The organism is Nocardia sp. NPDC003482 (genome assembly GCF_053588115.1).
In genome coordinates this window covers 371,359-388,806 of the sequence record NZ_JBSFPI010000002.1, presented here as the reverse complement: position 1 = coordinate 388,806, position 17,448 = coordinate 371,359, and the positions used below count along the sequence as shown (strand labels likewise).

Below are 17,448 nucleotides of genomic sequence, written 5' to 3'. Positions count from 1 at the left end.
GGTGAGCTCACGGGTTAGGCGCAGCCGGATCGGAACTCAGTTCCCGAACGAGGTCCTCGACCAGGGTCCGGATCCGATCCCGGATGGGCCGTACGGCCGCGACGCCGAGTCCGGCGGGGTCGTCGAGAACCCAGTCGCGATAGTCGACGCCCGGGAAGTAGGGGCAGGTGTCGCCGCAGCCCATGGTGACGACCACATCGGAGGTCCGGGCGGCATCGGGGGTCAGGATCGTCGGGGTCTGCGCGGTGATATCGATGCCCACCTCCGCCATGGCCTCGATCGCGGCGGGGTTGACGCGGTCGGCGGGTTCGGTTCCGGCCGAACGCACTTCGATGCGGTCACCCGCGAGTGAGGTGAGGAAGCCCTGGGCCATCTGGGAACGTCCGGCGTTGTGGACGCAGACGAACAGCACGCTGGGGCGGTGGTGGGCGGAGGTCATCGGCGCAGGGCGAGGGAGACGTACACCAGGGCGACGAGTACGGGGACCTCGATGAGGGGGCCGACGACACCGGCCAGGGCCTGGCCGGAGGTGACGCCGTAGGTGGCGATGGCGACGGCTATCGCGAGTTCGAAGTTGTTGCCCGCGGCGGTGAAGGCCAAGGTGGTGGTGCGGGCGTAGCCGAGGCGCAACAGCGCGCCGAGCAGATAGCCGCCGGACCACATGAGGGCGAAGTACGCCAGGAGCGGGACGGCGATGCGGGCCACATCGGCCGGGTGCGCGGTGATCCGGCCGCCTTGGAGCGCGAACAGGATCACGATCGTGAACAGCAGGCCGTACAGCGCCCACGGGCCGAGGCGGGGAAGCAGCGTCGCCTCGTACCACGTTCGGCCCCTGACCTTTTCGCCGAGGCGGCGGGTGGCGTACCCGGCCAGCAGCGGAATGCCGAGGAAGATCAGCACCGATTTCGCGATCTGCCCCGGGGAGGCGTCGATCGTGGTCCGGTCCAGGCCGAGCCAGCCGGGCAGCACGGACAGATAGAACCAGCCCAGCACCGCGAACATGAGGACCTGGAAGATCGCGTTGACCGCGACCAGGACCGCCGCGGCCTCGCGGTCGCCGCACGCCAGGTCGTTCCAGATGACGACCATGGCGATGCAGCGCGCCAGGCCGACGATGATCAGGCCGGTGCGGTACTCGGGAAGGTCGGGCAGCAGCAGCCAGGCGAGGGCGAACATGAGGGCCGGGCCGACGAGCCAGTTGAGGACGAGCGAGCCGAGCAGCAGCCCGCGGTCGGCGGTGACCGCGCCGAGGCGGTCGTACCGCACCCGGGCGAGCACCGGGTACATCATCACCAGCAGGCCGACGGCGATCGGCAGCGAGATCCCGTCCACCCGGATCGCGCTCACCGCGTCGCCGAGGCCGGGCATCGCGCTGCCCAACAGCAGGCCCGCCGCCATGGCCGCGCCGATCCACACCGGCAGGAACCGGTCCAGCACCGACAGTTTCGCGACGACCGGCCGCTCCGTGACCGTGGTCATGTCCGTGCCGCCGTATCGGCCCGTCCCGCAAGCGAATCCGACACCCGGTACAACACCTCGGGCACCACCCGGTAGTACACCCAGGAGGCGCGGCGCTCACTGGTCAGCAACCCCGCCTCCCGCAACACCTTCAGATGATGGGAGACCGTGGGCTGGCTGACATCGATGCCCGCCGACACATCGCAGACGCACGCCTCCCCGTCCGCGCGCGCCGCGATCGCCGACAACAGCCGCAGCCGAACCGGATCCGCCAGCGCCTTGAAGACCGCGGCCAGCTCGATCGCGGCCTCGGCGGTCAGCGGCGGCCGGACGCCGGGCGTGGCCGCGCATCCGGTGGCCACGCTCGGCGACGGCAGATCCGATTTCGACATGCATCGATATTGATCGATATCGAATCAGAAGGCAAGAGGCGCCTTCCCGATCCGAGTCAGCAGCACGCGCCCGCCCCGGTTCCACAGCACGCTCGGAGAGCGTCCGCGTCGTCGAGTCGCGTTGTGCCATCGAAGGTTTCGGCGTCGGCGAGGACGGTGTAGACCTCCCAGCGCTCGGCGTCGGGACCGTTCACCCACACCTTGTCCTGGGTGGCGAAACAGCAGGTGGTCGCGGTCTGCTCCGTGGTGAACAGGCCCGCGTCCGACAGCCGGGCGATCTCGGCGCGCACCCGTTCGGAGTTGTCCACCTCCACTCCCAGGTGGTTGACGTGCCCGCCGCGGCCCGGATTCTCGATGAGCACGAGTTTCAGCGGCGGCTCGGTGATGGCGAAGTTGGCGTAGCCGGGCTTGCGCTTGGCGGGCTCGGTGGCGAACAGGGTCGAATAGAACTCGACGGCCCGATCGAGGTCGTCGACGTCGAGGGCGAGTTGGATACGGGACATGGGACCGACCTCCAGTTGTGCGACATATGTCGAAGAAGTGACGGCATGAGTCTGCGCACCTTTTCGACATATGTCAATGCATTCGGTAGAGTCGGGCCATGCCCAAGGCGTTGCCCGTGATCGACATGTCGGCCCCGGTCTGCTGCGCGCCGGTGGCCGCCGGACCCGTGGACGACGACACCGCGCTCTCGATCGCGTTGCGGCTCAAGGCGATCGCCGATCCGGTCCGCGTGAAACTGATGTCCCTGCTGCTCACCAGCCCGGCCGGGGAGTCGAACGGCGGCGAACTGGCGGCCGCGGTCGGCCTGGCCGAATCCACCGTCAGCCACCACCTCGGCCAACTCCGCAAGGCGGGCCTGGTCGAATCCGAACGCCGCGGCATGAACACCTACCACCGCGCCCGCCGCGACGCACTCGCGGCGCTGTGCCTGGTGCTGGACCCGAACTGCTGCGGCTGATGACATGACGAGACCCCGCCCGGCACGGCATCCAGGCGGGGTCGGGGTCCCCCGGCGAACACTTACTGCCGGGTCTTCGCCACCTACTTGGCCGGAGTGAACGGCTGGTTGATGGTGGTGAAGTACTGCACCGCCGCGAGGATCGCGACCGGGGCGGTCACCAGCAGCTGGCCCGCGAGGGTGCCCAGCGCGCCGACGGCGATGATGCCGCCGAGGCAGCCGATGGCGGCGGCCGGGATGAAGGCGCCGAACAGGCCGACGATGGCGGCCGAGGCGACCGTGGCGCCCGCGATGCCGCCGAGCACGCAACCCACCGCGCCGCCCGCGATGCCGCCGACCAGGGTGCCGATCGTGGCGCCCGCGCTGATGGTGCTGGTCAGGCGGTTCCAGGCGGCCAGCTCACGGTCGTAGGGGGTCTTCCAGGGGGCGACGTCCTCGTAGGGCAGGGCGACCGGCTTGTAGACCGCGTGCTCGGTGTCGAACCGCGGGGTCAGCACGGCCGTGTGGTCGTGGATCTCGGCGGCGATCGGGAACACGAAATCGTCCACCCGGAAACCCAATTCGGCCCCGGCGACCGTGGTGCCGTCGGCCGCCTTGATCTTGAAGACGCCGTCCTCGACATTCAGCGAGCCGGAGTCGGTGGTGATCGTGACGTCCTTCTCGGTCGCGGTCGACCGGTAGTTCACCACGCCGTCCTCGGCGGGCGCGCCGGGCGCGGCGGTCACGGTCCCCGCGCCGATCGTGATCGTCGTGATCGCCAGGGCCGCGATCACGCCGAATTTGCTCATCTTCACAGGCTTTTCCTCATCATCGGGAGCGAGCGCTCCGAACCTCCATCCGGACACGACATTTCGGACGGTTCGGCAAGCGTCGGGCAAGCGGTGGACGGCGACGAGGGTTCCATGCAGGCAGATTCGAACCCGTGACTCGGCGATCCGCGGCGGCCACCATCAGGCTATGAGTCTGTCGTTCCACTGGTTCCTGCCCACCTACGGCGACTCCCGCAACCTCATCGCGGGAGGCCACGGCACGTCCATGGCGGGCGACCGACCGGCGTCGCTGCGTTATCTCAACCAGATCGCCGGGGCCGCCGAGGAGAACGGTTTCGAGGCCGTGCTCACCCCGACGGGGGCGTGGTGCGAGGACGCCTGGCTGACGACCGCCATGCTGGTGGAGACCACCGAGACCCTGAAATTCCTGGTGGCCTTCCGGCCCGGACTGGTCAGCCCCACGCTGGCCGCGCAGATGGCGGGTACCTTCCAGCGGCATTCGCGCGGGCGGCTGCTGCTCAATGTGGTGACCGGCGGGGAGCCGCACGAACAGCGCGCCTACGGCGACTTCCTCGACAAGGACGCCCGCTACGAACGGACCGGCGAATTCCTGCACGTGGTTCGTGAGCTGTGGCGAGCGCATGAACCGTTCTCGTTCGAGGGCAAGCACATTCGCGTGCAGGACGCGCTGCTGAACAACCGGCCCGATCCGCTGCCGCCGATCTTCTTCGGCGGCTCCTCACCGGTGGCGGGTCCGGTGGCGGCGCGATTCGCCGACACCTATCTGACCTGGGGCGAACCCCTGTTCGCGGTGAGCCGCAAACTGGAGTGGATCCGCAAGCTGGCCGTCGACCACGGCCGCATCCTCGACTACGGCCTACGCATCCACGTCATCTCCCGCGACACCTCCGAGCAGGCGTGGGCCGAGGCCGACCGGCTGCTCGAGGCGGTCGATCCCGCGGATATCGCTCGGGTGCAGGCGAATCTGGCCCAGAGCGAATCCGAGGGGCAACGCCGGATGCTCGAACTGCACGGCGGCAGCACCGAACGGCTGGAGATCGCGCCCAATCTGTGGGCGGGCGTCGGCCTGGTCCGCGGCGGGGCGGGGACCGCGCTGGTCGGGTCGCACGAGGAGGTCGCCGAACGCCTGATCGAGTACTCGCGCCTGGGCATCAAGCACTTCATCCTCTCGGGTTATCCCCATGTGGAGGAGGCGTACTGGTTCGGTGAGGGCGTCCTGCCGATCCTGCGCCGCCGCGGCCTGTGGCAGCCCGCGAACCAGCGCGAAAACCGTACCGTGGCAACGCCTTTCGCCACCGCCAGCGCCAGCAGCAGCTGACTACTTCTTCGCGGCGGCCTTGGCCTGCTTCTTGAATTCCCGGACCTGGGACAGCGATTCGGCGTCGCGGACGTCGGCGACCGAGCGGTGCGAACCCTCCTCGCCGTAGGCGCCCGCGGCCGCGCGCCAACCCGGCGCGTCGACGCCGAGTTGCTTGCCCAGCAGCGCGAGGAAGATGCGGGCCTTCTGGTCGCCGAAGCCGGGCAGCTCGCGCAGCCGCCGCAGCACCTCCTTGCCGTCGGGATCGCCCGCGGTCCACAGGTTCTCGGCCTTGCCGTCGTAGCGGTCCACGATGAACCGGGCCAGCTCCTGCACCCGCCGCGCCATCGACCGCCCGTACCGATGGATGGCGGGCGGCGTAGCGGCCAGCTCCTCGAACCGCTCCGGATCGGCCTCCGCGATCGCGCGGACATCGAATCCACCCATCCGCTCGGCCAGCTTCCACGGCCCCCGGAACGCGTGCTCCATCGGATACTGCTGATCGAGCAGCATCCCCGTCAACAGCGCGAAGTCGTCGCTCGACAGCAGGGCGTCGGCCTGCGGCTCCTGCGCGAGGCACAGTTTGCGGCTCACCATGCTCCGATCATCCCAGAGGGGGCTCGACCCCCGCGACGGCGGGCGGTGACACATGTCACAGTGCTACGCGCCCGTAGGGTTCGGGCCCGGTTATGGTGTGGCCATGCCCGAACCCATGGCTCTGAGTCTGCGTCCGGACCGTTTCGATCGGGACGGCCGGGACCAGCTCATCGACGTTCGTGATCTGCAAGCGGCGCTGCCCGGTATCCGGCGGTTGCGGCACTGGGCCCACGAGGCTTTGGCCCTGCGGCCCGGCGAGAGGGCGGTGGACATCGGCTCCGGCACCGGGTCGGAGGTCATCGCCTTCGCCGAGGCGGTGGGTCCGGCCGGGACCGCGATCGGGGTGGAACCGGATCCGAATCTGCTCGCCGCGGCCGAGCGCCGGGCCGCCGAGGCCGGATCGGCCGCGCGCTTCGTGCCCGGTGACGCCTACAACCTGCCGCTCGGCAGCGACAGCTACGACGCGGCGTTGTGCGAGCGGGTGTTCCAGCATCTGACCTCGCCCGCGCGGGCGACCGCGGAGATCGCCCGGGTGTTGCGGCCGGGGGGGCGCGTGGTGGTGATGGACAGCGATTGGGGTACCGCGATCGTGCATCCCGGGGACCGGGGCGTCGTGCGGGAGGTCATCGAGACCCTGATCGGCAACACCACCAATCCGTTCTCGGGTCGTCGCCTGCCGGGTCTGCTCACGCAGGCGGGGCTGGTGATCGACGAGGTGGGCTCGCACGCGCTGGTGCAGGACCGGGCCGTCGGCGCGGGTTCGCTGCTCGCCCGCATCTCCGCGATGGCCGTCGCGCGCGGGGCCGTCACCGAGGAGCAGCGGGAGACGTTGCTCGCGGAGCTGGACGCCGGGGCGCGCAGCGGCGACATCCATCTGTCGGTGACGATGTTCGCGGTCTCCGCGCACAAGCCGAACTGAACGGGTCCGGGGGTTTGCGGACCCCCGGACTCCGAGGTGTCGCCTACTCGCCCAGATACTTCTCGGTGGCCGCGAGCAGGACGCAGGTGGCCAGCCCGTTCATGGCGGCCTCGAGGTCGGGGAGCTCGGGGAAGCTCGGCGCGATGCGAATGTTCTTGTCCTCCGGGTCCTTTCCGTACGGGAAGGCGGAACCGGCGGGAGTGAGGGCGATGCCCGCGTCCTTGGCGAGCGCGACCACGCGGGTGGCCGTGCCCTCGAGGACGTCGAGGCTGATGAAGTAGCCGCCCTTGGGTTCGGTCCAGGAGGCGATCTTGGAGGCGCCCAGGCGCTCCTCCAGAATACGCAGCACCAGTTTGAATTTCGGCTCGAGCACCGCGCGATGCTTCTGCATGTGCGCGCGCACGCCCTCGGCGTCGCCGAAGAAGCGCACGTGCCGCAGCTGGTTGATCTTGTCGGGGCCGATGCTCTTCTTGGCGGCGTGCTTCAGGTACCAGTCCAGGTTGGTCCGGGAACCGCCGATGAAACTCACGCCGCCGCCCGCGAAGGTGATCTTCGAGGTGGACGCGAAGACGAAGGGCCGGTTGGGATTTCCGGCCGCGGCGGCCAGGCCCAGCACGTCGAGCACCGGATCGGCGGTGTCGGTCAGCGGGTGCACGGCGTAGGCGTTGTCCCAGAACAGGCGGAAGTCCGGTGCGGCGGTCCGCATCGAGACCAGTTCGCGCACAACCTCTTCGGAGAAGGTGACGCCGGTCGGATTGGAGTAGTTCGGCACCGCCCACAGGCCCTTGATCGCCGGATCGGCGGCGACCAGTTCGGCGATGCGGGCCACGTCGGGACCGTCGTGGTTCATGGCGATCGGAATCATCTCCACGCCCAGCGATTCGGTGATCGCGAAGTGCCGGTCGTAGCCGGGGCACGGGCACAGGAACTTCACCGGCTGATCCACCCAGCGGCGGTCGGAGTCGGCGGTGCCGTGCAGCATCGCGTAGACGATGACGTCGTGCATGAGTTCGAGGCTGGCGTTGTTGCCCGCCAGCAGGTTGTCCACCGGAATGCCGAGCAACTCGCCGAAGATCGCGCGCAGCTCCGGAAGTCCGTGCAGCCCACCGTAATTGCGGCAGTCGGTGCCGCTGGCGTCGCGGAAGTCGTCGGCCCCGGGCAGGTCGAGTAACTCCCGGGACAGGTCGAGTTGTTCGGGCGAGGGCTTACCTCGGGTGAGATCCAGCGTGAGCTTCTCGGTCTTCAGAGTCTCGTAGTTCGCGGTCTGCGTCTCGTGTTCGGACACGAGTTCCGCGTGGCTCATCAAACCGATCTGCGTTTGCCGGGGCATCCTGAGCAGCCTTTCAAGCAGCGAGGTACAGGGTTTGCGGACCGCGGCTTCTGGCGGCGATCCAGCCGCCCACGTTACTCGGTGGCAAGTCGGGGATGCGAGAGAATAGGGGACCCCGCGCACCCGGCAGAGCCCGTTGACCCTTGCTGCCTTCCGGCCCTGGGGGGGTTCACAGGATGCGCGCCGCGCGGGATCCGTGGGCCAGTGTAGCGGTCCGCGGGAGAGCGCGTCGCCACCCCCCACGGTCGCCCCGCGACGTGGGAGATCGGAGTAGTTACGATCGGTCGGACATTTTCGAGGGGGCTTCCGCGCCACGACCGGAGGAATGAGCAAGTGACAGGAACCAACCCGGGCCACCCGCAGAACGGGCACGGCAACGAAACCCAATGGTGGTCGACGCCGCCGGCCAGCACCAGCCCGGGCACGCCGATCACGGGAGCGGAGCCGACCGTCATGGGCGGCCACCAGGGCCCGGTCACCGGCGCGGATCCGACGGTACTGGGGGCGGGCTTCGACAACTACCAGGCCGCGCAGCAGACCTACGCGCAGCCGAGCTATCCGCCGCAGCCGTACGCGCAGCCCCCCTACGGCGCGCCGCCCGCCTACCCGAATCCGCAGTACCCGCAACCGAACAAGGGCGGCAACACCGGCTGGATCATCGCGGGCGTGGTCGGTCTGGTCGTCATCGTCGGCGTCGTGATCGGCGTGGTGGCGCTGACGAGCAACGGCGGCGGGAAGTCCGTCGTCGGGCCCGACAAGAAGAAGATCGACGGCAACTACGCGATGACCAACGTGACCAACGCGTGCACGCTGGTCGATCCGACCGTGCTGCGCAAGTGGGCCCCGAACCAGAAGGGCCAGCCCACCCACACCGAACGCGCGCCGCACGAGGACTTCGGCGGTGGTTCGCTCAATTGCCGGGCGAGCTACGACGGCGCCGGGAAGTACGGCAGTCAGGGGTCGGATCTGACCCTCGACGTCAGCTTCCAATCCCAGTACGGCACACCGGAATTCAACAGCTGGAAGGACTACGACACCAAGACCACCGGCAGCGGCCGGGCCTCCGGCGCCATCGCGGGGCTCGGCGAGCAGGCCTACTACGCCACCTACGAGCAGTCCTACAGCAGCTTCGTGGACTACGACTACACCTGTGCGGTCCTGGATTCCAACATGTCCGCCAAGGTGAAGTTCTCCATCCAGACCACGGCCGCACCGGACAAGGACGACCTCGCCACCACCTGCAAGGACCAGCTCAAGAAGGTGCTCGCGGGCCTGCACAAGTAACCCTGACCTGCCCAATTTCGAGTCATCCGCCGCCATTGGGTATATTGCTCGACGGAGGATTCGCCTAGTGGCCTATGGCGCTCGCCTGGAACGCGGGTTGGGTTAACGCCCTCAGGGGTTCAAATCCCCTATCCTCCGCCGAGGTGGACGCCTCCGACCGGCAGTGCCCGGTCGGAGGCGTTTTCCGTCTCGGTCCCGACAGGAACACATGACGCTCACGATTGCGCGGCACATCGCAGCCGCCCCCGACGACCGGCGCGTCGCCGACGACCTCGCGGCGGAGCTGCTCGAGCAGATCGACCGGCTCGAAGGCTCCCCCGCCCGGCTCGAGGCGGCCTTCGACGCCGCCTTGACGCATCTCCAAGCCCGCTGCCTGATCGATCCGCGGGCCGCCGAGGCCGAGACCTGGGAGTCGATCCTGAGCGCGATGCGGCTCGGCTCCGCCCTGTTCGCCGTCTCCGGACCGCGCGCCCACACCACCCCGGACAACTGGCTGACCGCCTTCTGGCTGGCCGTCGTCTGCCGCGACGCCCGCCGCCTGATCCGGCTCTGCGAGATTCCGGTGGACTGGTTGCGCTCGCCGACCCCGGACACCGACGAATTCGTCTTCCATTGGATCGAGGCCCTGCAAGCCCTCCTGCTCGGAAAGCCCTGGGCCACCCAATTGGAGAACGCGATCGCCCTGTCCTATCCCGAAATCGCCACCCTCGCCCCCCGCGACCTACTCCAATTCCTGCTCTATCCGCCCATCACCCTCTTCCACGCCCTCACTCGCCGTAACGCCGCCGAATTCAACGAGGCCCTGATCGACGCCCTCCAACTGCACCGCGAATACTGGGCCGTCAGCGAGGACCAGGCCAACGACCTCGACGGAGTCCTCTCCCTCCCCGTCCTGGGCCTGGCCTGCCTCGCCCGCGAGGCCGACCTCCCGATCGAGGTGGAATCCGACTATCTCCCGAAACACCTGTTGCTCGGCACCTGGGTGGACGAGTCCGATACCTGAATCGTGTTTGTCGTCCGCATGCCCGGGTACCGACGAGACGCCACGATATGAGTGGCTTCCGCTCCACCAGATCAACGTCGATCCAGAAGGAGAGGATTCATATGGCAATCGCCAAGAAAATCGGTGCGGTCTCCGCGGTGGTGGCCGCTGTGAGCGTGCCGGCGCTGCTGGCCGCACAACCGGCGGGCGCCGAACGAATCGGTGGTTGGTGCCCGGCGAGTGTGATGCGGTTCGAGACGAACCCGCTGGGAATGCAGACCGTGCCGGTGAACGCGAACTTCGACGCGGACATCGGGCATTGCGCGGGTACGCCCGCGGGCGACACCAAGTTCCACGCCAACTTCACCGGCAACGGCAGCTGCAACGACGCCATCGGGCAGGTGGAGGGCACGCTGGCGTGGGCCAACGGTCAGATCAGCCGGGTGGCCGGGCAGTGGCACGTGCCGGGTGGCAACAACCCGCCGCCGGTGACCAACACCCTCGAGATCCTGGACGGACCGGGAGCGGGCGGTGAGGTGCACATCGATCAGGGTCCGGTCGACGCCTATCCGCTCGGCGGGCCGTGCATGAACGGGACGGCCACCAACGGCCAGATTCCGATCTCGACCGTCCACTTCAACTAGGGTGCGGCGGTCTCGGGTGCCAGGCGCGCGCGGCGCCGGGCACCTGGCATGTCAGTCGCGAAGGGCCGCAACGACTTCGGTGAGCGAGTCGGCGAGCAGCGCGGCGTACCGGTCGGCGTCGACCACGGCGGGATCGGCGTGCACGGACACCGTGACGGTGTCGCCCAGCCCGTGCACCCCGTGGGTCAGGTGCATGACCGATCCGATCGCCGGGAAACCCGCCGTGAAACGCACCGCGCCGCCCGCGAGAGCGAGATCGGCGGGACCGCGGTACACACTCGAGACGACCGTGTGCGCGCCGAGCGTCTCGGGTACCGCGTCCAGCGGATAGGTCGCGACATCGCGACGCAGGATCGGGGCGGGGATGACATCGGTGACGCGATCGGGCGCGGTCAGCAGCGGATGCAGCGCGCGGGCGCGCCGCCGGGCGAGGGTGGCGGCGATCAGCTCGGCGCGGCGTCGCGGATCCGGTTCGCCCGCTTCGAGTTCCACGGCGAGATCGCGATAGTTGTTGCGCGCCTCGCCGTCCGGTTCGGGTGACGCCATCGGCACCTGCGCGGCGAGAGCGTCTCCCGTGCCGAGGTAGCGCGCCAGGGCCGGGCCGACGGCGGTCAGGACGGTCACCGTCACGGTGTGCCCCGGTATCCGCAGGTCGTCGCGGACCAGCATGCGCACGGCGTGCGCGCGTGGCGCGGGTCCGCGGTTCAGCGGTGTCGGGGGTACCTGCGCGGCGGGCGCCGGAATCGCACCGCGGGCGGTCAGCTCGGCCAGTTCCCGGCGTGACCGTTCGGCGGCCAGTCCGCGAAACATGGTGCGGCCGAGATCGATCGGAAGTATCGCCAGCGAGATCGATTCCGTCGCAACGTCTTTGAACCAGCTGAGGAGAGACGGGCGAAGACCACTCGCCGAGCCCGGGTCGATACCCGCTGGCGGGGAAGCGGAAAACAGCTCCCGAGCGATGGCCGCGGCGCGGCGGCCGTCGGCGAGCGCGTGCGACAGCTGCAATACCGCCAGGGTCGCGGGCTGGGACCCGCGCGGCGCATCCCGCACCTCGCGCATCAGATGCAACCGCCAGGCCCGCTCATCGGCCCGCAACGTCTCCCCCACCACGTTCTCCAGCACCGCGACGAGATCCGCCCACCCGGGGCCCGCGGCGTGCTCCACCACCTGATCGTCCGTCACCGCGCGGGGCGCCCACTCGGGAAAGGCGAAGCGGCGCTCGCGAACCCGCACCCGGAGGTCGGGTATCCGCGCCGCGCGCTCGAGCACCCACGCCCGCAGCTCCGCCGTCGGCAGGCCGGTCTCGTCGAAGCAGTACAGCAGGAACAGGTCGTTGCCCATCCGCCGCGACAGCCAGTATCGGGTGGCGTCCCGCGCGGACATCCGGTGCATCCGACGACCCTATCGGTCCCGCCTCCCGAACCGGCGCAAAGCCTTACGGGCGGGATGTCCGAAATGCTACCGTGTGTAGTAGCAGATACCGATCCAATCCCGGTTTGGGGGGTGACTGCCATGGCAGTTACTAACGGTGCTCTCGGTCGAACCGTTGCGCGGCAGGCCGATTCGATGGACAGCCGCTACACCGCGGCCGCTTTCGTCAAGAGATCCATCAACAAGGTGTTCCCGACGCACTGGTCGTTCCTGCTCGGTGAGATCGCCCTGTTCAGCTTCGTCATCCTGCTGCTGTCGGGGGTGTATCTGACGCTGTTCTTCGATCCGTCCATGACCGAGGTCGTCTACCAGGGCTCGTATCAGCCGCTGCGCGGGGTGAGCATGTCGCGGGCCTACGAATCGGCGCTGGGCATCTCCTTCGACGTGCGCGGCGGGCTGTTCGTGCGGCAGATACACCATTGGGCCGCACTGCTTTTCGCGGCCTCGACGATCGTGCACCTGTGCCGGATCTTCTTCACCGGCGCGTTCCGGCGGCCCCGCGAGGCGAACTGGGTGATCGGGGCGATCCTGCTGATCATCGCGATGTTCGAGGGCTTCTTCGGCTACTCGCTGCCCGACGATCTGCTCTCCGGCACCGGACTGCGGGCGGCGTTCTCCGGCATCACGCTCGGCATGCCGCTGATCGGAACCTGGTTGCACTGGTTGATGTTCGGCGGCGACTTCCCCGGCGACATCATCATCCCGCGGCTCTACATCGCGCACGTGCTGCTGTTCCCGGGCATCATGCTGGCGTTGATCGGGGCGCACATCGCGCTGGTCTGGTATCAGAAGCACACCCAGTTCCCGGGGCCCGCGCGCACCGAGCGCAATGTCATCGGCGACCGCATCGTGCCGGTGTTCTCCATCGATCAGACCGCGTTCTTTATGTTCACCCTCGGCGTGCTGGCGGTCATGGGCGGGGTGCTCCAGATCAATCCGATCTGGAATCTGGGGCCCTACAACCCGTCTCAGGTGTCGGCGGGCACCCAGCCCGACTTCTATCTGATGTGGACCGACGGCTGGCTGCGCCTGTTCCCGGCGTGGGAGGGCTACCTGTTCGGGCACACGATTCCGGGCGCGGTGTCGGCGGCCGTCATGATGCCGATCATCTTCGGGGTGCTGATCGGCTATCCGTGGATCGAGAAGCGGCTCACCAAGGACGACGCGCACCACAACCTGTTGCAGCGCCCGCGCGACGTCCCGGTGCGAACGGCGGTGGGCGCCATGGCCTTGACGTTCTACGTGGTGTTGACCCTGGCCTGCGTCAACGACATCATCGCCTACCGGTTCGACATCTCGCTCAACGCGACGACGTGGGCGTTCCGCCTCGCACTGCTGTTCGGCCCGCCGCTGGCCTATACCGCGGCCTACCGGTTGTGTATCGCGTTGCAGCGCAGCGATCGCGCGGTGCTCGAGCACGGCATCGAGACCGGCATCATCCGGCGGCTGCCGCACGGGGAGTACATCGAACTGCACCAGCCGCTGGGCCCGGTCGACGAGCACGGCCATCCGATCCCGCTGGAATACCAAGGGGCGGCGGTGCCGAAGAAGATGAACCGGCTGGGCCTGTCGGGCAAGCCGGGCAACGGCAGCTTCCTGTTCGCCGATCCGGCCGAGGAGGACCGGCAGCTGCGCGAGGTGGACCGAGATCAGGAGCACCGGCAGTTGGCCGCGCTGCGGAGTCGACAGCGGGGTGGCGAGTAGACCCCTCGGCCGTGTCCCGGAGTCGGCGGTAGACCGGTCGGCCGCGTCGCGAAGTGGGCAGCTGGTGGGAAGTAGACCCCTTGCCGCGTCCCGGAGGGGGCAGCGGATGGGGAGATCGCTCGGCCGCGTTGGGGAGTGGGCGGCGGGTGAGGAGTAGATCCCTCTGCCGCGTCGTGAAGTCGGCAGCGGGGGTGGGAGTAGGCGGTGCGCGGAGCTGCGAAGGCCCCGAGTCGTGCGACCCGGGGCCGGGTTTGACGAAACTACGGTCGGGCGGTCAGGCTCGCCGGAATTCCCCCTCGGTCACGCCGGACACGAACGCGTCCCATTCGCCGGGGGCGAACGCCAGCACGGGTCCGGCGCCGCGGTCCTTGGTGTCCCGCACGGCGACATTGCCGTCCCGGAGGAACGCCACTTCCACGCAGTTCCCGTCCGGCCCGCTATGTCTGCTCTTGCGCCACTGCGCACCCTCGTAATCAACCTTCACAGGACTGACTCCTTTGCTGCGTCGAGAACGATTATTTCCTGGCATCGTTGGTACTGAATCGCGCCTAAGGTGCAGGCGCACTGTGCATTCGCTGTGCACGTCCACTTAGTGCACCTATGGGGTTTGCCCCCGGTATGCACCCTAGCAGGTTTCGCCTATCCGGCATCGATTAGTTTTCTTCCACAAACTTGGATCTCGCACAAGTAACGAATCGGACAATTGTTTGCGAGCCTATTGCTACTAATTGGTAGGACGATGTCGGCAAACTCCGAATTAGAAATATTTCACTTTGTCGTTCGGTATGGGGGACAGCGCATTTCACGCGGGCGCGACCGGGGTGGATCATGGGCTACGTGGTGCAACGCGATCGAGACGAGGGCGGCCGTGCCCGGAATGCCCGTCCCCGCGACCGTCTGGGCAGGCCGCTGCCGCCGGGCAGTCCCGGGGTCGAGCGAATTCCGGACGATCTGGACCTGCCGCCCGAGGAGACGCTGGTCTTCGCGCAGCGACTGCTCGACGACGGGTACGCCTTTCACGCGCACGAGGTCCTCGAGGCGGCGTGGAAGAACGGGCCGTTCGCCGAACGAATGCTGTGGCAGGGTCTGGCCCAGTTCGCCGTCGGCCTGACGCACATCCAGCGCGGCAATCCGAAGGGCGCGCGGACCCTCCTCGACCGTGCCGTGGGCCGATTGCGGGCCGCAAGCCCTGCTCCCTACGCCGTCGATGTCGCAGGTCTGGTGGATTTTGCCGAAGGACTACTGGACGAACTGGACACCGGCCGCGAAATCGATGAAGCGCGCTTGCGTCCGCGTCTACGGGGCTGAACATGACCGATCACGCCGCGGGCCGCTTCGCGCCCAGCCCCTCGGGCGATCTGCATCTGGGCAACCTCCGCACCGCGCTGCTGGCCTGGCTGTTCGCCCGGTCCACCGGGCGCGCCTTCCGGATTCGCGTCGAGGACCTCGACCGCGTGCGGCCCGGCGCGGCCGAGCGGCAACTGGCCGACCTGGCCGCGATCGGACTCGATTGGGACGGGCCGGTGACGTGGCAGTCGCGGCGGATCGACCGGCATCACGCCGTCATCGACGAACTGACCGCGGCCGGGCTGACCTACGAATGCTTCTGCACCCGGCGGGAGATCCAGCAGGCCGCGAGCGCGCCGCACGGCCCGATGGGCGCCTACCCCGGCACCTGCCGCGCGCTGACCGCGACCGAGCGCGCGGCCCGGCGCGCCGAGGGCCGACCCGCCGCGCTCCGATTGCGCTCGCGGACAGCCGAATTCGAGATCGTCGACGAACTGCACGGTCGATATCGCGGTGTGGTGGACGATTTCGTGTTGCGCCGGGGCGACGGCACCCCCGCGTACAACCTCGCCGTCGTGGTCGACGACGCGGATCAGGGCATCGATCAGGTGGTGCGCGGCGACGACCTGTTGCCGTCCACGCCCCGGCAGGCGTATCTGGCCACGCTGCTGGGGTTTTCGGTGCCGCGGTACGCGCACGTGCCGCTCGTGCTCAACCGCGAGGGCAAGCGCCTGGCGAAGCGGGACGGCGCGGTCACCCTCGCGGATCGGCTCGCGCTCGGCGAGACTCCCGGCGACGTGGTCGCACTGCTCGCCGCCTCGCTCGGCTATCGTGCGAACACGCCCGTCGAGCTGTTGGGCAGTTTCCGCCCGGAATCGTTACCCGGACAACCATGGACATTCGATCCGCTCGACGTGGTGAATTCCGGCGGGAATCCGTAACGTACGCAGACGTCGCGAAACTACGACCATTTCACACGAGGAACTTCAGATGACCAGTGGTGGGTACGACCCCAACCAGTATCCGCAGGGCGGGCAGCCGTACGGCCAGCCGTACCCGCAGCAGGGCCAGCCGTACGGCGGCGGCCAGCAACAGCCCTACGGGCAGCAGCAGTACCCAGCCGGTGGCCAGCAACCCTATGGGCAGCAACCGAATCCGAGCGGCGGCGCGCCGTACGGGCAGCAGCCGGGCGGCCCTGGCTACGGACAGCAGCCCTACGGCCAGCAGCAGCCCTACGGCGGCGGGCAGGAGCCCTACCCGGGTCAGCAGCCGTACCCGGGCGGGCAGAACTACGGGCAGCAGCCCTACGGCGGGCAGCCGGGTGTGCCGGGCGGAGCGGTGCCCGGTGATCTGGGCATGCGCTTCCTGGCTCGCCTCATCGACGGCCTGCTCATCGGGGTGCCGATCGCGATCATCTTCATCTTCCTCGGCCGTGGCTTCGGCATTCAGCTGGTGGAGACGGCGGTCATCGCGCTCGCCAACCTCGCCTACTTCGTGCTGATGGAGAGCTCGCAGGGCGGGACGCTCGGCAAGAAGTGGCTCGGTATGCGGGTGGTGGGCCCGGACGGCGGACTGCCCGACCAGGCGAGCTCGCTCAAGCGCAATCTGTGGGTGGTGGCCCAGATCGTGCCGTGCATCGGCAGCCTGATCTCGCTGGGTCTGGCCATCTACATCGCCGTGACGATCTCCCAGGATCCGAACGGGCAGGGCTGGCACGACAAGTTCGCGGGCGGCACGCAGGTGCTCAAGGGCTGATCGTCGCTCGAAAGATCAAGGGGCGCACTCGGTTTCGAGTGCGCCCCGTTTCGTTCCCGTACTCAGTTGGTGCTGCCGACGGCGATGACGAAGACGAACCACAGGACACCGAGGACGAGGGCGACGCCGCTGATCCAGATGCCCGCGAGCGCCAGGCCGCGACCCTCCTGGCCGGTCTGCTTGATCTGGTTGAGGGCGATCGGGCCGAGGATGAGGCCGACCACGAAACCCAGTCCGCAGGTGACGAATCCGATGAGGGAGGCGATCAGCGCGCCGATGGCCATGCCGTTGGTGCCGCGCTGCTGGGGATAGCCGTAGGGCTGGTAGCCCGCGGCGGCGTAGCCGTAGCCGGGCTGACCGTAGAGCGACGACGGCTGCGGCTGCGGCGGGTAGCTCGGGTAGTGCTGCTGCGGCGGCGGGGTCATGGGCTGGGCCGGATAGCTCGGTGCGGACGAGTGGCCGGGCGGCGGTGCGGACGGGGTCGGCGGCGGCACCGAAGCGTGGCCCCCGGACTCCGACGACACACCCTCGCCGCCGTACTGCTTCCACCATTCGTCGGAATCGCCGGGATTCGTCATGGTCACAGCCTATTCCACAGCGGGCCGCTGCCGGTATC

The 17,448-nt window shown here is 68.6% G+C and carries 20 protein-coding genes, 1 tRNA gene and 1 other RNA gene; 11 read left to right on the top strand and 11 right to left on the bottom strand.

Annotation, left to right across the window (positions count from 1 at the left end; all coding sequences use genetic code 11):
• Window positions 1–7: 7 nt before the first annotated feature.
• Genes ACWDSJ_RS04975 through ACWDSJ_RS04960 form a run of 4 tightly spaced genes read right to left on the bottom strand, consistent with a single transcriptional unit; the run spans window position 8 to window position 2,353 of the window.
• Window positions 8–439, bottom strand: a complete 432-nt coding sequence (locus tag ACWDSJ_RS04975; RefSeq protein WP_450029272.1) for an arsenate reductase ArsC — start codon at window positions 437–439, stop codon at window positions 8–10.
• Window positions 436–1,479 (bottom strand): ACR3 family arsenite efflux transporter, encoded by a 1,044-nt coding sequence (gene arsB / locus ACWDSJ_RS04970; protein ID WP_450029271.1) that lies wholly within the window; start codon window positions 1,477–1,479, stop codon window positions 436–438. The genes ACWDSJ_RS04975 and arsB overlap by 4 nt, the downstream gene beginning before the upstream one ends.
• A complete protein-coding gene (locus ACWDSJ_RS04965) occupies window positions 1,476–1,850 on the bottom strand; it encodes an ArsR/SmtB family transcription factor (RefSeq protein WP_450029270.1) in 375 nt (124 codons plus the stop codon). Before ACWDSJ_RS04965 ends, arsB begins: the two co-directional genes overlap by 4 nt.
• A 56-nt stretch (window positions 1,851–1,906) precedes the next feature.
• Window positions 1,907–2,353, bottom strand: a complete 447-nt coding sequence (locus tag ACWDSJ_RS04960; protein WP_450029269.1) for an ArsI/CadI family heavy metal resistance metalloenzyme — start codon at window positions 2,351–2,353, stop codon at window positions 1,907–1,909.
• 98 nt (window positions 2,354–2,451) lie between these two features.
• Here ACWDSJ_RS04960 and ACWDSJ_RS04955 point away from each other — a divergent pair, with 98 nt between their 5' ends.
• Entirely contained in the window at window positions 2,452–2,811 is a 360-nt protein-coding gene (locus ACWDSJ_RS04955) for an Rv2640c family ArsR-like transcriptional regulator (protein ID WP_450029268.1), read from the top strand.
• 83 nt (window positions 2,812–2,894) lie between these two features.
• Here ACWDSJ_RS04955 and ACWDSJ_RS04950 read toward each other — a convergent pair whose 3' ends face one another.
• Window positions 2,895–3,599 carry a hypothetical protein gene (locus ACWDSJ_RS04950; RefSeq protein WP_450029267.1) on the bottom strand — a complete coding sequence of 235 codons (705 nt, stop codon included), beginning with the start codon at window positions 3,597–3,599 and terminating at the stop codon, window positions 2,895–2,897.
• A gap of 169 nt (window positions 3,600–3,768) precedes the next feature.
• Between ACWDSJ_RS04950 and ACWDSJ_RS04945 the strand changes: the two genes are divergently transcribed.
• Window positions 3,769–4,920 (top strand): LLM class flavin-dependent oxidoreductase, encoded by a 1,152-nt coding sequence (locus tag ACWDSJ_RS04945; RefSeq protein WP_450029266.1) that lies wholly within the window; start codon window positions 3,769–3,771, stop codon window positions 4,918–4,920.
• Here the strand turns inward: ACWDSJ_RS04945 and ACWDSJ_RS04940 are convergent, their stop codons facing one another.
• Window positions 4,921–5,496, bottom strand: coding sequence for an HhH-GPD-type base excision DNA repair protein (locus tag ACWDSJ_RS04940; protein WP_387358853.1), 576 nt, complete (start codon window positions 5,494–5,496; stop codon window positions 4,921–4,923). It abuts the gene before it with no gap.
• A gap of 103 nt (window positions 5,497–5,599) precedes the next feature.
• Between ACWDSJ_RS04940 and ACWDSJ_RS04935 the strand changes: the two genes are divergently transcribed.
• The gene (locus ACWDSJ_RS04935) at window positions 5,600–6,415 is read left to right on the top strand and encodes a methyltransferase domain-containing protein (RefSeq protein ID WP_450029265.1); all 816 of its coding nucleotides are present in this window, start codon (window positions 5,600–5,602) and stop codon (window positions 6,413–6,415) included.
• 43 nt (window positions 6,416–6,458) lie between these two features.
• On the opposite strand, the gene ACWDSJ_RS04930 is transcribed toward ACWDSJ_RS04935, so the two are convergent.
• Both ACWDSJ_RS04930 and ffs read right to left on the bottom strand, forming a co-directional pair.
• Window positions 6,459–7,745, bottom strand: coding sequence for an aminotransferase class I/II-fold pyridoxal phosphate-dependent enzyme (locus tag ACWDSJ_RS04930; RefSeq protein ID WP_450029264.1), 1,287 nt, complete (start codon window positions 7,743–7,745; stop codon window positions 6,459–6,461).
• A gap of 104 nt (window positions 7,746–7,849) precedes the next feature.
• Window positions 7,850–7,944: signal recognition particle sRNA small type (gene ffs, locus ACWDSJ_RS04925), an RNA gene on the bottom strand.
• 134 nt (window positions 7,945–8,078) lie between these two features.
• Here ffs and ACWDSJ_RS04920 point away from each other — a divergent pair.
• The 4 genes from ACWDSJ_RS04920 to ACWDSJ_RS04905 all read left to right on the top strand — a co-directional run bounded on the left by ACWDSJ_RS04920 (window position 8,079) and on the right by ACWDSJ_RS04905 (window position 10,655).
• Window positions 8,079–9,029 (top strand): hypothetical protein, encoded by a 951-nt coding sequence (locus ACWDSJ_RS04920; protein ID WP_450029263.1) that lies wholly within the window; start codon window positions 8,079–8,081, stop codon window positions 9,027–9,029.
• 53 nt (window positions 9,030–9,082) lie between these two features.
• Window positions 9,083–9,167 (top strand) — tRNA-Ser (locus tag ACWDSJ_RS04915).
• A 70-nt stretch (window positions 9,168–9,237) separates the two neighbouring features.
• Window positions 9,238–10,032: an immunity 49 family protein gene (locus ACWDSJ_RS04910; protein ID WP_387358845.1), complete on the top strand. Its 795-nt coding sequence runs from the start codon at window positions 9,238–9,240 to the stop codon at window positions 10,030–10,032.
• Window positions 10,033–10,133: 101 nt separating this feature from the next.
• Window positions 10,134–10,655 carry a hypothetical protein gene (locus ACWDSJ_RS04905; RefSeq protein ID WP_450029262.1) on the top strand — a complete coding sequence of 174 codons (522 nt, stop codon included), beginning with the start codon at window positions 10,134–10,136 and terminating at the stop codon, window positions 10,653–10,655.
• Between the two features lie 51 nt (window positions 10,656–10,706).
• Here ACWDSJ_RS04905 and ACWDSJ_RS04900 read toward each other — a convergent pair whose 3' ends face one another.
• Entirely contained in the window at window positions 10,707–12,047 is a 1,341-nt protein-coding gene (locus tag ACWDSJ_RS04900; protein WP_450029261.1) for a hypothetical protein, read from the bottom strand.
• A gap of 120 nt (window positions 12,048–12,167) precedes the next feature.
• Here ACWDSJ_RS04900 and qcrB point away from each other — a divergent pair, with 120 nt between their 5' ends.
• Window positions 12,168–13,790, top strand: coding sequence for a cytochrome bc1 complex cytochrome b subunit (gene qcrB / locus ACWDSJ_RS04895; RefSeq protein WP_450029260.1), 1,623 nt, complete (start codon window positions 12,168–12,170; stop codon window positions 13,788–13,790).
• A gap of 274 nt (window positions 13,791–14,064) precedes the next feature.
• Here the strand turns inward: qcrB and ACWDSJ_RS04890 are convergent, their stop codons facing one another.
• Complete coding sequence (locus tag ACWDSJ_RS04890; RefSeq protein ID WP_450029259.1) at window positions 14,065–14,274, bottom strand: DUF397 domain-containing protein; 210 nt, start codon at window positions 14,272–14,274, stop codon at window positions 14,065–14,067.
• A 353-nt stretch (window positions 14,275–14,627) separates the two neighbouring features.
• Between ACWDSJ_RS04890 and ACWDSJ_RS04885 the strand changes: the two genes are divergently transcribed.
• Genes ACWDSJ_RS04885 through ACWDSJ_RS04875 form a run of 3 tightly spaced genes read left to right on the top strand, consistent with a single transcriptional unit; the run spans window position 14,628 to window position 16,832 of the window.
• Window positions 14,628–15,098, top strand: coding sequence for a DUF309 domain-containing protein (locus ACWDSJ_RS04885; protein WP_450029447.1), 471 nt, complete (start codon window positions 14,628–14,630; stop codon window positions 15,096–15,098).
• Between the two features lie 2 nt (window positions 15,099–15,100).
• On the top strand, window positions 15,101–16,018 hold the full coding sequence (gluQRS, locus tag ACWDSJ_RS04880) for a tRNA glutamyl-Q(34) synthetase GluQRS (RefSeq protein ID WP_450029258.1): 918 nt from the start codon (window positions 15,101–15,103) through the stop codon (window positions 16,016–16,018).
• A 49-nt stretch (window positions 16,019–16,067) separates the two neighbouring features.
• A complete protein-coding gene (locus ACWDSJ_RS04875) occupies window positions 16,068–16,832 on the top strand; it encodes an RDD family protein (RefSeq protein ID WP_450029257.1) in 765 nt (254 codons plus the stop codon).
• A gap of 62 nt (window positions 16,833–16,894) precedes the next feature.
• On the opposite strand, the gene ACWDSJ_RS04870 is transcribed toward ACWDSJ_RS04875, so the two are convergent.
• A complete protein-coding gene (locus ACWDSJ_RS04870) occupies window positions 16,895–17,410 on the bottom strand; it encodes a DUF4190 domain-containing protein (protein WP_450029256.1) in 516 nt (171 codons plus the stop codon).
• Between the last annotated feature and the right edge of the window lie 38 nt (window positions 17,411–17,448).

Bases quoted from the DNA above. Each gene is read 5' to 3' on its own strand.
- ACWDSJ_RS04965 (WP_450029270.1), bottom strand. From the start codon at position 1,850: ATGTCGAAATCGGATCTGCCGTCGCCGAGCGTGGCCACCGGATGCGCG.
- ACWDSJ_RS04975 (WP_450029272.1), bottom strand. From the start codon at position 439: ATGACCTCCGCCCACCACCGCCCCAGCGTGCTGTTCGTCTGCGTCCAC.
- ACWDSJ_RS04910 (WP_387358845.1), top strand. From the start codon at position 9,238: ATGACGCTCACGATTGCGCGGCACATCGCAGCCGCCCCCGACGACCGG.
- ACWDSJ_RS04955 (WP_450029268.1), top strand. From the start codon at position 2,452: ATGCCCAAGGCGTTGCCCGTGATCGACATGTCGGCCCCGGTCTGCTGC.
- ACWDSJ_RS04935 (WP_450029265.1), top strand. From the start codon at position 5,600: ATGCCCGAACCCATGGCTCTGAGTCTGCGTCCGGACCGTTTCGATCGG.
- ACWDSJ_RS04940 (WP_387358853.1), bottom strand. From the start codon at position 5,496: ATGGTGAGCCGCAAACTGTGCCTCGCGCAGGAGCCGCAGGCCGACGCC.
- ACWDSJ_RS04875 (WP_450029257.1), top strand. From the start codon at position 16,068: ATGACCAGTGGTGGGTACGACCCCAACCAGTATCCGCAGGGCGGGCAG.
- ACWDSJ_RS04950 (WP_450029267.1), bottom strand. From the start codon at position 3,599: ATGAGCAAATTCGGCGTGATCGCGGCCCTGGCGATCACGACGATCACG.
- ACWDSJ_RS04930 (WP_450029264.1), bottom strand. From the start codon at position 7,745: ATGCCCCGGCAAACGCAGATCGGTTTGATGAGCCACGCGGAACTCGTG.
- ACWDSJ_RS04945 (WP_450029266.1), top strand. From the start codon at position 3,769: ATGAGTCTGTCGTTCCACTGGTTCCTGCCCACCTACGGCGACTCCCGC.
- ACWDSJ_RS04900 (WP_450029261.1), bottom strand. From the start codon at position 12,047: ATGCACCGGATGTCCGCGCGGGACGCCACCCGATACTGGCTGTCGCGG.
- qcrB (WP_450029260.1), top strand. From the start codon at position 12,168: ATGGCAGTTACTAACGGTGCTCTCGGTCGAACCGTTGCGCGGCAGGCC.
- gluQRS (WP_450029258.1), top strand. From the start codon at position 15,101: ATGACCGATCACGCCGCGGGCCGCTTCGCGCCCAGCCCCTCGGGCGAT.
- arsB (WP_450029271.1), bottom strand. From the start codon at position 1,479: ATGACCACGGTCACGGAGCGGCCGGTCGTCGCGAAACTGTCGGTGCTG.
- ACWDSJ_RS04905 (WP_450029262.1), top strand. From the start codon at position 10,134: ATGGCAATCGCCAAGAAAATCGGTGCGGTCTCCGCGGTGGTGGCCGCT.
- ACWDSJ_RS04960 (WP_450029269.1), bottom strand. From the start codon at position 2,353: ATGTCCCGTATCCAACTCGCCCTCGACGTCGACGACCTCGATCGGGCC.
- ACWDSJ_RS04870 (WP_450029256.1), bottom strand. From the start codon at position 17,410: ATGACGAATCCCGGCGATTCCGACGAATGGTGGAAGCAGTACGGCGGC.